The sequence below is a fragment of the Microcoleus asticus IPMA8 genome (genome assembly GCF_013179805.1).
Classification (GTDB): domain Bacteria; phylum Cyanobacteriota; class Cyanobacteriia; order Cyanobacteriales; family Microcoleaceae; genus Microcoleus; species Microcoleus asticus.
In genome coordinates this window covers 1-12,020 of record NZ_SRRZ01000049.1, presented here as the reverse complement: position 1 = coordinate 12,020, position 12,020 = coordinate 1, and the positions used below count along the sequence as shown (strand labels likewise).

Below are 12,020 nucleotides of genomic sequence, written 5' to 3'. Positions count from 1 at the left end.
CTGCTACTACTTTTTCCACATCGAACTCTACCAGCTTAGAATCTCCTGCCTACGACTCCTTGACAAAAATTAACCGCTTTGGCTCCCGATCGCTCAAAAGCCCCGGATACTGCTCCTTAAGCGTCTTCAGCACTTCCCGCCCCACCTCAATGGTAAAACCCACCGACAGCCAATAAACCATCGCTCTAAATGAGTGGCAGGCTCACAAAAAACAGCCTATCGTTTATTTAACGACAAGCAGGTACAGAGGTAAATCTAGTTACTATGTTTATATACAAACAACGTGAAACGCTTTGCTGGCAAGCTGTTGTTGTTATTAGCTATAGATAAAAAGTCAGCGGCGGCAAAATACCCGGCAAACGCCTCGCCAACATAGTCTTACCGCTCCCTGGCGGCCCCACAAAAATTAAATTGTGTCCCCCCGCCGCCGCAATTTCCAAAGCCCGCCGCGCGTGAATTTGCCCCTTTACATCCTTTAAATCTAAACCCGAAAACCGCGTTTTAGCTAACTCTTTTCGACCGTTTACTTCTACAGGCGAATAAACTTCAGGATTGTTCAAAAAATTAGTAACTGCAAAAATATTCTCAAAACCATAAACAGATATTCCGTGCACCAAAGCCGCTTCTTGCGCGTTACCAGCCGGTACAACCAACCCCGAAATACCCATTTTTTGAGCAGCAGCGGCGATCGGCAAAACCCCAGCCACAGCCCGCAAACTTCCATCTAAAGAAAGTTCCCCTAAAAACAAATAATCTCCCAAAAGTTCAGCGCTGACTTGTTCCGATGCCGCCAAAATCCCAATGGCGATCGGCAAATCAAAACTCGGCCCCTCCTTCCGCAAATCCGCCGGAGTCAAATTAATCACAATACTCCGCATCGGAAAAGCATATCCCGAATTTTTCAGCGTAGCCCTAACCCTTTCCTTAGCTTCTTGCACCGCAGAATCTGGCAACCCCACAACCACAATTTTCGGTAGCCCCCCCGACACATCAGCCTCAACACCAACCTTTACCGCGTCAATTCCTACGATCGATGCACTCCAAACCCTAGCAAGCATTTTTCTTTATCCTTAATTTGCCTGTGCTTGATTCATCATCTATTATGATTAACAATGACTAATGAATATCGGGAGAGGCAAGAAAAACTTTTCCTTGCCTCTTCTTTTTCTCCTCTTGCTTCTCTCCTGCTGGGTCTTCCATCTTCCCACTTCCCCTTCTCCCTTCCCACTTGGGCCTTCCATCTTCCCACTTCCCCTTCTCCCTTCCCACTTGGGCCTTCCCTCTTCCCACTTCCCACTCGGGCATTCTTCCTTCTTCCTTCTTCCTTCTTCCTTCTTCCTTCTTCCTTCTTCCTTTTTCCTTCTTCCTTCTTCCTTCTTCCTTCTTCCTTCTTCCTTCTTCCTTCTTCCTTCGTTAACACCCATGACAACTCAAGAAACGCTTTTCAGCAAAATCATCCGCAAAGAGATTCCAGCAGACATCGTTTATGAGGACGACTTGGCCCTCGCGTTCAGAGATATCCATCCGCAAGCGCCTGTCCACATCCTCGTCATTCCCAAACAGCCTATTGCCAAATTAGCCGATGCCGAGTCGGAAGATCATGCTCTCATGGGACACTTGCTGCTGACTGTCAAACGGGTAGCAGAACAACTCGGACTTAGCAACGGCTATCGCGTCGTCATTAATAGCGGCAGCGACGGCGGCCAAACTGTAGACCACCTGCACCTTCACATTCTCGGCGGGCGGCAGATGAAGTGGCCCCCAGGCTAAAGGCTAAGTTTTACGCAGAACTTACGGACTCATCCTCAGAAACCCGGTTGATTTCTATTGCCCAGCGCTTCAGAAACCGGGTTTCTTTTTCGTCAATAAACCCGGTTGATTGGAGATTATTGAGAATCCAGCCCGATCGCACTAGAAACCCGGTTTTCAGTATTCTCCCGATAAAAATTTACGCTCACCGCATCCACCAGCGATCTGTGAATAAATATTAAAAATAATCTCTTCAATACCTAATTAAGATATCTTTAAATAGACAGAGTATTGCTCTGAACAAAAATAATTTTTCAAACTCCTGAACCCACCTAAATATAATATATTCAGTTCTTCAGCCCGCTATATTTAACCCGTTCGGCGTGTAATATTACTTTGTAAAAAACCACACAAATTTACTCAAAATTCAGCTTTTGTAAATGTTTGTAAAATATTTAAATAGTAACCACTAATCCCTTGGCAAACTTTAGTGAATGATGTTACTAATATAAGCGTGGGGCATCCCCACAACGAACCTTGAAAATTCAATTAAGCAATCATAAACCAAATGACAACAACCTTACAGCGTCGTGAAAACGCCAACGTTTGGGAACGTTACTGCGAGTGGGTAACTAGCACGGATAACCGCATTTATGTGGGTTGGTTCGGGACTCTGATGATTCCTACTCTGCTGACAGCCACCATTTGCTACATCATCGCCTTCATCGCTGCTCCTCCAGTGGACATCGACGGCATCCGCGAACCAGTTTCAGGTTCATTGATGTACGGCAACAACATTATTACTGGTGCTGTTGTTCCTTCCTCGAATGCGATCGGGCTTCACTTCTACCCCATCTGGGAAGCAGCTTCCCTCGATGAGTGGTTGTACAACGGCGGCCCTTACCAGCTCGTAGTTTTCCACTTCCTCATCGGCATTTTTTGCTACATGGGCCGTCAGTGGGAACTGAGCTACCGCTTAGGAATGCGTCCTTGGATTTGCGTAGCCTACTCTGCACCTGTGGCGTCTGCTACCGCAGTATTCTTGATTTATCCGATCGGACAAGGCAGCTTTTCTGACGGTATGCCCTTGGGTATCTCCGGCACATTCAACTTCATGATCGTGTTCCAAGCCGAGCACAACATCCTGATGCACCCCTTCCATATGTTGGGAGTTGCTGGTGTCTTCGGCGGTGCTCTGTTCTCCGCCATGCACGGTTCCTTGGTAACATCTTCTTTGGTTCGCGAGACAACCGAAACCGAATCGCAAAACAACGGTTACAAATTCGGTCAAGAAGAAGAAACCTACAACATCGTCGCAGCCCACGGCTACTTCGGTCGGTTAATCTTCCAATACGCGAGCTTTAACAACAGTCGTTCTTTGCACTTCTTGTTAGGTGCATGGCCAGTTGTCGGTATCTGGTTGACCGCTTTGGGTATTTCCACGATGGCCTTCAACCTCAACGGTTTCAACTTCAACCAATCGGTTATCGACTCGCAAGGTCGTGTCATTAACACTTGGGCTGATGTCATCAACCGCGCTAACTTGGGTATGGAAGTAATGCACGAGCGCAACGCTCACAACTTCCCCCTCGACTTGGCCGCCGGTGAAGTCACCCCAGTAGCAATGGTTGCTCCTTCCATCAACGGCTAAATTTAGCTTTTGATTAACAAAAAGCGCTCCTAGAAATAGGGGCGCTTTTTGTTTTGGCAAGTAGAATTTGAGAGATTTTTTTCTGTTAAATCGGTTAAATCCGTTAAATCCCATACACTGCGCCTTGCCGAACTTCCCGATCGATCTGATATATTGATTAAGAATTATTATTTTTGGCAATCATCAAAGTGGCGATATTTAACAGGCACAAATTTGAAAAACTCGCGGTTGATAAATCTAAAACATTAGCCTGGGCGATCGCATTTTTTAGCGGCATTTTGATGGCACTGACAACCGCACCAGTAAATGCTTGGCTGTTCGCTTGGTTAGCCCTAGTTCCCCTCTGGGTTTTGGTTGTTAGTTATGAACGACCAATAATAACACAAAAAAAACCAAAATTTATTGTCCTTCCTGATTCATTTTTGCTTCTTCCTTTACTCTGGGGAATTGGCTATCACGGATTAGCTTTATCTTGGATTATGGGAATTCACCCCATGACTTGGTTGGGAGTTCCTTGGTGGCCTAGTTTGGCGATCGCACTTTTTTGCTGGGCATTCATCACCCTCTGGGGAGCAGCATTAGTCACCGTTTGGACGTGGCTATTTGTAATTTTCAACTCCCTTAGTTTACCAGGGAAAAATTCAATTATTATTCTTAACTCCCCCCCTTTACAAGGGGGGGCTGGGGGGGGTAAAGCTCAATTTTCAGCCTTAACTCGCGTTTTAATTGGCACAGCTTTGTGGTGCGCCTTAGAAAGTATTTGGAGTACAGGTTCGCTGTGGTGGACATCACTATCTTACACGCAAAGCCCCCACAATTTAGCAATATTGCACCTCGGTCAACTCTCCGGGCCCAGCGCAGTAACAGCCGCTATTGTAGCAGTAAATGGCTTAATAGCAGAAGCTTTTATTCAAGGAAGAAGGAAGAAGGAAGAAGGAAGAAGGAAGAATTGGATTGCTTATATTTTGCCGACGAGTTTGTGTTTAGTTTTGCATATTGCAGGATGGAGTTTATACAACCGCCCTTTGAATCAAGAAGCTGCAACCGCTTTAAAAATTGGTATTATTCAAGGCAATATTCCTAACGAGATTAAGTTTGACTCAGGGGGTTGGCGGCGCGCTTTGGAAGGTTACACCACTGGATACAAACAGTTAGCAGACAGAAAAGTCGATGCTGTGTTAATTCCAGAAACAGCTTTGCCTTTTATCTGGACAAACGAGTATCAGCGTTCTACTCTTTCCTTTTATCAAGCTATTCTTGAACGCGGTGTGGTGGCTTGGGTGGGAGGATTCGGACAGCAAGAGAATAGTATCACTAACAGCTTATTGGCGATCGATCGCACGGGAGAAATTATCGGCCGCTATGATAAACTAAAGCTAGTGCCTTTAGGCGAATATATCCCTTTTTACGAAATTTTAGGCGGGATTATTAATCGGCTTTCTCCCTTAGATGCTCATTTAGTACCCGGCAATTCTAAACAATTGTTTGATACCCCGTTTGGCCGCGCCATTGTCGGAATTTGTTACGATTCGGCGTTTGCTGAAATCTTCCGATATCAGGCGGCGAATGGAGGCGAATTTATGCTCACCGCTTCCAACAATGCCCATTATAAACCGCCGATGCTGGCTCAACATCATGCTCTAGATGTGATGCGGGCAATTGAAACAGATAGATGGGCAGTTATCGCAACTAATACGGGTTACTCTGCTTTTGTAAATCCTCGCGGCGAGACGGTTTGGAAGTCGGGAATTAATACCTATGAAGTCCGAGATGCTACTATTTATCGGCGGCAAACTCGGACTTTGTACGTGCGGTGGGGAGATTGGCTGACGCCTGTATTGTTAGTATTGGCTGGGTTAATGCGGTTGATTGTTAAAAATTAACCAGTAGATTTGAGATTTTATATACCAATCTAAAATCTCAAATCTAAAATGGAATGACTCTACTTATCTTTCACGTGTTCGTGAACGCTAGGAGATAAAGAAATTAAATCATCGATATTGCGCTGCATAGTAGCACAAATATTGGTCAAAGGCAAATCATTGGCATCGTGCCCGAAGGGATTTTCTATTTCAATGCCGATTTCTTCGATGCCGAACAAAGTAAAACTAATTAAAGCCACTATTGGGCCGGTTCCCCAAGTCAAATCGTTCACCATTTGAAAGGGCAGTGCCAAACAGTAAAGCAACAATAGTTGTTTCAGGTGAATCGCGTAAGCCATAGGGATAGGGGTCTTCAAAATCCGCTCGCAGCCGCCTAATACATCAATCATAGAGTTGAGCAACTCCTTCATAGCAGTTAACTGATAGACATCAACGCAATTGTCCTCATACTGCTCGTGCAAGTAATCCTCAATCCAAAAGGCAATTTCTAGAGGCGGATTGTTCATCGACTTGAGCTTTTGGTAGTGCGCTGGGGACATTAACGGCTCCAATTCGGGATTTACAGATTCTTGCCGCAAGTGCAGTTTCAGGGCCACTGCAAACGCGGGTAACAGGCGCAGGACTGACTTTTTGAGTTCGATATCCTGCGAGTCTTTTTCCTCAATTGCTACCCAGATTTGGCGCGCCAAATTGCGGACATTGTTGATTAACGTACCCCAAAATTTTCGACCTTCCCAAAATCTTTCGTAGGCTGTATTTGTCCGAAAAACTAACAGTAGACCCAGGACAATACTGGGTACAATACTCGACAAAATTGGTAATGAAACCGGCCACTTAAAAAAGTGCAGCAGGGAAATAAGAACTCCAAAGCCGCCGCACAGCAAAACGCGGGGCAAAATTGAGGGAATGACAGACCCTCGAACCTGTAATGCAATTTTAAACCAAGGCGGTCGATCGCCACTCATGCAAGTCTCCTCATTAAATTAGCACTCAGCGCCCTAGCGCGGGCGCCGAAAATGCCTGGTAAACTTAGTTCTGCGGCTGCCGCCAGTCGATTGGATATTCGAGATTTTAGATTGACTCCACAGATAAATCTGGCGGGTTTGAACTTTTGTCTAAAATTTTTTGGTCTCCACGACTGCTATCGGGGGCTTGTATCCCTATTTGGGTGGGGAGAGAGCTTCCAAAAAAAGCTTTCCTACAAACAACCTTTGGATTTTAGCCAAAAAACTCATCAGCATCAATCTAAAATCTAAAATCTAAAATTGATGGACTGAGGCACTTAATTCGGTAAGATTAACTATGTATCTTTAAACCTCAGCTTCCGTGCAAGAGCTACCGACATCTGTGCCTCCGCATTTTCACCGATTGCCGAACCAACGGTGGCAAATTTATTCGCCTCAAACACAGCAAGCCGAACAGTTTGCCGCCGAAATCGGTTTGTCGCCTTTGCTAGCACAGGTGCTGATTAACCGCGGCATCGATTCTGTTAAAGAAGTGCACGGGTTTATCGAACCGGAATCTCTGGTTTTGCCCGCGCCAACGGATGAGTTTCCAGATTTGGCTGCGAGTGTCAAACTGTTGCGGGAGGCGATTGCGAGAGGGCAAAAAATTGCGATTTGCGGCGACTACGATGCTGACGGGATGACGAGCACGGCTTTGTTGCTGCGAGCACTGAGGCTTCTGGGGGCGAATGTGGATTATGCTATTCCCAGCCGGATGCGAGAAGGTTACGGGATTAACGATCGCATTGTAGAAGAATTTCACTCGGAAGGTGTCGCTCTCATTCTCACGGTTGACAACGGAATTGCAGCCTACGGCCCGGTTGCCAGAGCGCGAGAACTAGGTGTCAAAGTTATTATTACAGACCACCACGATTTGCCGCCCAAACTGCCGCCTGCCGATGCTATTCTCAACCCGAAATTAATTGCGGAATCTTCGCCTTATCGCGGTTTGGCTGGGGTAGGCGTTGCTTATGTTTTGGCTATTACCTTGGCTCAGGACATGAAAAAAGTGGGCGGGTTGGTGAATCCGCTGCTGGAGTTATTTACGTTGGGAACTATTGCGGATTTAGCGCCTTTGACAGGAGTTAATCGGCGCTGGGTAAAGCGTGGTTTGCGGCTGTTGCCTCACTCGCAATTGGCGGGTATTCAGGCTTTGATTCACGTGGCGGGAGTGGAGCCGGGAAGTGCCGAAAGTCCCTCAATTCTCAACTCAAAAACTCAAACTCAAAATTCCTTAAAGCCTGAAGATATTGGTTTTAGGCTCGGGCCCAGGATTAATGCTGTGGGGCGGCTGGCTGACCCTCAAATTGTGATAGAGTTGCTGACTACGGACGATCGCGAATTGGCTCTTAAAAACGCGATGCAGTGCGAACAAATCAATCAGCGCAGGCAGGAGTTGTGCCAGGAAATTGAGCAGGAAGCCATCGCTTGGTGCGAGAATAGTGCGATCGATTTGCAGCAGGAACGGGTTTTAGTTGTCGTGCAGCCCGGTTGGCACCACGGGGTGATCGGGATTGTAGCTTCTCGGCTGGTGGAACGCTACGGCGTGCCTGTGTTTATCGGTACTTTTGAGGATGAGGCTGTAGGGGCGGTTGCCCATAAAATTGTCCGGGGTTCGGCGAGGGGAATTCCTGAGTTTAATGTCTTTGACGGGCTGAATTTTTGCGCGGATTTATTAACTAAATTTGGCGGACACAAAGCGGCTGGCGGTTTTTCTATGCCGGCTGACAACCTCGAACAATTCTGCAATCAACTCTCAATTTTTGCCAATCAATGTTTGCAGCCGGAACATCTAAAACCGCTGGTTTCAGTAGATGTGCGAGCCGATTTGGCTGAGATTAATCTCGACCTTTACCGACAAATTGATGCTCTGGAACCTTGCGGAATTGAAAATAAGGCTCCTGTATTTTGGACGCCTAATGTTTGCATAACTGAACAGAAAATTGTTGGTAAAGGAGGTCACGTTAAACTAACTGCAACTCAAGATGGAAAAGTATCGGCTAGTGTGAAAGCGATTGCTTGGCGTTGGGGGGAATATTTTCCTTTGCCTCGGCGGGTCGATCTTGCTTACCGATTGCGGGAAAATAGTTTTAATGGCAAGACATCAGTGGAGTTAGAATTGTTGGGTGTCCGGCTGCCGGCAAATGCTGCTAGTTCGAGGCCGCCGATTTTTGGGAAAGTTGAGTTTGATTACTGCGATCGCACTTATTCTTGCAGTCTGTCTCCCGCCGGATCGATCGAGGAATTGAGAATTCGCAACTCTCAAGGGCAAGTTTTAGCTGTTGCACCCGGACAAAACATCGGTTTGTTAGGTAACTCCCGCAAAGATGCTAGAGAAGTCGATGTATCTCTACCTTTTTTTGAGAATTTGATTCAAACTGCTAAACACGCCCTCGGTATTTGATAACTCGGTATTTGATAACAAAGCTCGTGCTGCAGGGAAAATTGGCGATCGAGCGTTTTGAATTTTGAATAATTTAAAACTCCAAACTCCCAACTCTCGATCGCCCCGGAGCGTGCTATAATTACAGGTCGCCGCCTCTAGCTGCCAGCAGAAAAATCACGATCGGGCCCGAAAGCACGACGGCTGCGAGTAAAGCTACCTGAACAATGAGTTGGTAGTTTATACCGCCCAGGCCGCTGAAAAGATCCGTTATAAAGTCCATGTGTCCTCCTGACTGTAGTGATTAAGTCTAGATTGTTGAATTAGAAAATCCGCTTCTGATTTTACCGGGCTATCGTCCCTATTTTTTAAGGAACTTTACAAAATTCAACAAAATGTAAACTACGATCGACCTCCCATTCACAGGAAACCAGGGACTTGATGCACCTCCTCGGAAAGCGATCCGAATCTAAAATCTCAAATCTAAAATCGCACCGCCCCTTCGGGATATCCGCCTCCGGCGCTGGCAATTGATATACTTGAGGAGCCCCAATCTCCTAAAGTTTGGCATTTTCCACATTCTGCTCCGAATCTAAAATCTAAAATCTAAAATCTAAAATCAAATTATGGCTACTTGGCGTTGCGTAAAGCAGTGCGGTGCTTGTTGTTACCTCGACCCAACAGAACGCCCTGACTTAGACGAGTATTTATCTGAAGACGAATTAGCGCTCTACTTGAGCTTAGTCGGAGATGACGGTTGGTGTATCAATTTTGACAAAGCGACCCGAGAATGCGGAATTTATGCCGATCGACCGCGCTTTTGTCGGGTAGACTCAGAGGTGTTTGAGGAAATGTACGGCGTTGAGCCGGCTGAATTGAACGATTTCGCGATCGACTGCTGCTTGGAACATATTGAAGATCTTTATGGCGATCGATCTTTGGAAATGATCCGCTTTAACTCTGAAGTTGGAATCCTCGCCTTACCTGACAACTAACCGACTTGATGCGCCTTTGGGCTTTTGTCCCTCCGGCTCATTTTCCCGATCGGCATCTCAATTTTTTAATCAAAAGTATAAAATCTAAAATCGAACGATCGTCTGCCGGTTTCTCACCGGGAGAGTGTCAAAATAAACAAATCAAAGAAATATCGCGCAGTTGAGTTGAGCCATGAGCAATCGAGAGGGTTTTACAGGGGGATTTATTGCCGGAGCTGCCGTTGGCGGCTTGGTGGGTGCAGTTTTGGGCACGGTGCTGTCGCGGCGCGCTGCGGAAACTTTGCTGAGTGAACCTTCAGAAGCAAAGACAAGAAAGATCCGCCAGAGGAAAGCCAGTCAACTCGAAGCCGACAGCATGGAAGTAGCAAGGCTTAGTTTAGAAGATAAAATTGCTCAGCTAAATCAGGCAATAGATGACGTGCGGTTGCAACTCGGCGACGTAAACGGGAACGCGCAGACCCACAACAGCGAGGGTTCGATCGCCCAAGACTCCTGAATCCATTTAAAATTTTAGATTAGTCTGGCAGATCGATGCGGGCGATCGGCAAACTGTCGCACATTTCTCTCTTCATCTTTCCAGCTAAAAGCGGGAGACAGAAGGAACAAGGAACAACAAAAACGCTCCCCCTCTCCCCCTATCCCCCCACTCCCACTCCCCCCCACTCCCCCAGCTATGCTAAACTCACAGTTAAAGTGTCTGTAAACTTTACTCAAAACTACAAGCAAAATTTATGAGTTCTTCAATAGGCCTTTTGGCAACCACGCTAGCGACATTTCTGCAAATCTATCTAGTCCTGATGATTTTTCGGGTGCTGTTAAGCTGGTTCCCCAATATCAATTGGTACGACCCCCCGTTTTCAATTTTGAGTCAGTTAACAGACCCTTACCTCAATCTATTCCGATCGATTATCCCCCCCTTAGGAGGGATTGACTTTTCGCCGCTGATTGCGTTTTTTGTACTTCAGTTCGGCTCGGAATTCTTGATCGGTCTTTTGACCAGCTTGCAAACATCATTGTAGTGGGAAAAGCTTAAGCTTTTAAGCATCTAGCCTAAATTGTTTGGCAGATATAGCTGCAGGCAACTAAATTTTAGATTTGAGATTGTGACATGAACTCCCCGGTTGAAAAGCTGGGGAGTTACTCATACATTAGAAATGAGAAATTGCCAGCCACTCAACAATCTAAAATCTCCAATCTCAAATCTCAAACTGCACTGCGGTTTCACGGGCAGCGAACCCAAAATCTCAAATTAGCAATCTAAAATCTCAAAGAGTTTCGTTAGCGGCGAACCACGCCAGTAAAACCTGTAGCTTTAAATTGCTTGAGCTTCAAAGGTGTTCGTTGATTGCTGGCAACCGAAATTCTGAGCTGAAAATCGCTAACTCCGGGAGGAACTTCTTCTATAGAACCCAAGCGAGTCCGGTTTTGCATCACCGGATTTTCGTCGGCATCATAAATGCGGCCGAAAATATCGGCATTGACAACTGGTTTGCCGGAGCTATTTTCAGCTTTCCCAGTAATCAAAAAGCAGTTAGCTTCCATAGAACTGCCGCTGGTGACTGTTCCTTCTGCCATTTCTGCCGGACATTCGCGATAAGAAAGGTCGGAAAGTTTAATCTGCGTCAGAGCCCAAGCAGGTGGAGTGCATACCAAACTAAAAATTCCGATCAGGCAAGTAGCAAAAAAAAGGCTGATAGCTCGAAATTTCATAAATGGCAGCGCAAGTATATTTTAATTCTCAGCTTAGCGCGAATTCAGTTGTAAATTGCTACTTAGCTTAAGCCTAAATGCTTCTGCAAGGCGAGGCGCATCACATCGACTGGGACGGATTCTCTATCCAGCCAAATTTTTAAGGCGGCTGCTCCTTGTTGAACTAGCATTTCGAGTCCGTCAATAGCTCGCGCTCCCCGAAGCTGCGCATCTTTGAGAAACTGCGTAGGATTAGGGGTGTAAATTAAATCGTAGACGATCGCACCTGCTGAAATTCGATCGATCGCAGCATCCGCAACCGGCGACTTTTCCCCCTGCGGATACATCCCCACAGGCGTCGTGTTCACCAGCAAATCTGCCTGCGAGATTAACATTGACAAATTATCCCAAGTATGAACCTGCAAATTCTGCATGGGCATCAGACAATTGACCCAACTCTGCTGAAATTCCGCTAAATTTTGTTCGCTGCGGCCGACAACGTGAATCTCTGCACATCCCAATTGAGCGCATCCAGCCACAACAGCCCTCGCCGCCCCGCCATTCCCCAAAATACTGTCTAATATCCACAACAGAGGCTGCCCTCCCTCTCATGACATAACCACTCCCCTCTCTACTCATCATCCCTACATATCTGGAGGGGGACGA

Annotated in this window: 12 protein-coding genes and 2 pseudogenes; 7 read left to right on the top strand and 7 right to left on the bottom strand. The window is 46.4% G+C overall.

From position 1 onward, the window contains the following. Window positions 1-49: 49 nt before the first annotated feature. The 3 genes and pseudogenes from E5S67_RS34030 to E5S67_RS14615 all read right to left on the bottom strand — a co-directional run bounded on the left by E5S67_RS34030 (window position 50) and on the right by E5S67_RS14615 (window position 1,424). Window positions 50-181 (bottom strand): hypothetical protein, encoded by a 132-nt coding sequence (locus E5S67_RS34030; protein ID WP_281363541.1) that lies wholly within the window; start codon window positions 179-181, stop codon window positions 50-52. Window positions 182-329: 148 nt separating this feature from the next. Beyond that, window positions 330-1,058, bottom strand: a pseudogene (locus E5S67_RS14620) (YifB family Mg chelatase-like AAA ATPase); the annotation flags it as partial. Between the two features lie 48 nt (window positions 1,059-1,106). Further along, entirely contained in the window at window positions 1,107-1,424 is a 318-nt protein-coding gene (locus E5S67_RS14615) for a hypothetical protein (protein WP_172188348.1), read from the bottom strand. On the opposite strand from E5S67_RS14615, the gene E5S67_RS14610 reads away from it, so the two are divergent. The 3 genes from E5S67_RS14610 to lnt all read left to right on the top strand — a co-directional run bounded on the left by E5S67_RS14610 (window position 1,423) and on the right by lnt (window position 5,283). Continuing rightward, window positions 1,423-1,770, top strand: coding sequence for a histidine triad nucleotide-binding protein (locus E5S67_RS14610; RefSeq protein ID WP_172188364.1), 348 nt, complete (start codon window positions 1,423-1,425; stop codon window positions 1,768-1,770). The two genes, E5S67_RS14615 and E5S67_RS14610, sit on opposite strands and share 2 nt — an antisense overlap. Window positions 1,771-2,317: 547 nt before the next feature. Next, the gene (gene psbA / locus E5S67_RS14605; RefSeq protein ID WP_172188362.1) at window positions 2,318-3,400 is read left to right on the top strand and encodes a photosystem II q(b) protein; all 1,083 of its coding nucleotides are present in this window, start codon (window positions 2,318-2,320) and stop codon (window positions 3,398-3,400) included. A 188-nt stretch (window positions 3,401-3,588) separates the two neighbouring features. Further along, window positions 3,589-5,283: an apolipoprotein N-acyltransferase gene (gene lnt / locus E5S67_RS14600; protein WP_172188452.1), complete on the top strand. Its 1,695-nt coding sequence runs from the start codon at window positions 3,589-3,591 to the stop codon at window positions 5,281-5,283. Window positions 5,284-5,342: 59 nt separating this feature from the next. On the opposite strand, the gene E5S67_RS14595 is transcribed toward lnt, so the two are convergent. Then, entirely contained in the window at window positions 5,343-6,248 is a 906-nt protein-coding gene (locus E5S67_RS14595; protein ID WP_172188360.1) for a bestrophin family protein, read from the bottom strand. Between the two features lie 361 nt (window positions 6,249-6,609). Here E5S67_RS14595 and recJ point away from each other — a divergent pair, with 361 nt between their 5' ends. Beyond that, window positions 6,610-8,691, top strand: coding sequence for a single-stranded-DNA-specific exonuclease RecJ (gene recJ / locus E5S67_RS14590; protein WP_172188358.1), 2,082 nt, complete (start codon window positions 6,610-6,612; stop codon window positions 8,689-8,691). Between the two features lie 121 nt (window positions 8,692-8,812). Here recJ and psb30 read toward each other — a convergent pair whose 3' ends face one another. Beyond that, window positions 8,813-8,953, bottom strand: coding sequence for a photosystem II reaction center protein Ycf12/Psb30 (psb30, locus tag E5S67_RS14585; RefSeq protein WP_172188356.1), 141 nt, complete (start codon window positions 8,951-8,953; stop codon window positions 8,813-8,815). Window positions 8,954-9,296: 343 nt separating this feature from the next. Here psb30 and E5S67_RS14580 point away from each other — a divergent pair, with 343 nt between their 5' ends. The 3 genes from E5S67_RS14580 (at window position 9,297) to E5S67_RS14570 (ending at window position 10,684) form a co-directional block, all read left to right on the top strand. Beyond that, on the top strand, window positions 9,297-9,665 hold the full coding sequence (locus E5S67_RS14580; protein ID WP_172188354.1) for a YkgJ family cysteine cluster protein: 369 nt from the start codon (window positions 9,297-9,299) through the stop codon (window positions 9,663-9,665). Window positions 9,666-9,837: 172 nt separating this feature from the next. Then, a complete protein-coding gene (locus tag E5S67_RS14575) occupies window positions 9,838-10,161 on the top strand; it encodes a ssl2009 family thylakoid membrane protein (protein WP_172188352.1) in 324 nt (107 codons plus the stop codon). A 235-nt stretch (window positions 10,162-10,396) separates the two neighbouring features. After that, complete coding sequence (locus tag E5S67_RS14570; protein WP_006631083.1) at window positions 10,397-10,684, top strand: YggT family protein; 288 nt, start codon at window positions 10,397-10,399, stop codon at window positions 10,682-10,684. A gap of 259 nt (window positions 10,685-10,943) precedes the next feature. On the opposite strand, the gene E5S67_RS14565 is transcribed toward E5S67_RS14570, so the two are convergent. Then, window positions 10,944-11,375 (bottom strand): hypothetical protein, encoded by a 432-nt coding sequence (locus E5S67_RS14565; protein WP_172188350.1) that lies wholly within the window; start codon window positions 11,373-11,375, stop codon window positions 10,944-10,946. Between the two features lie 62 nt (window positions 11,376-11,437). Further along, window positions 11,438-11,926 (bottom strand): annotated as a pseudogene (locus tag E5S67_RS14560) (shikimate dehydrogenase); the annotation flags it as partial. Window positions 11,927-12,020 lie beyond the last annotated feature (94 nt).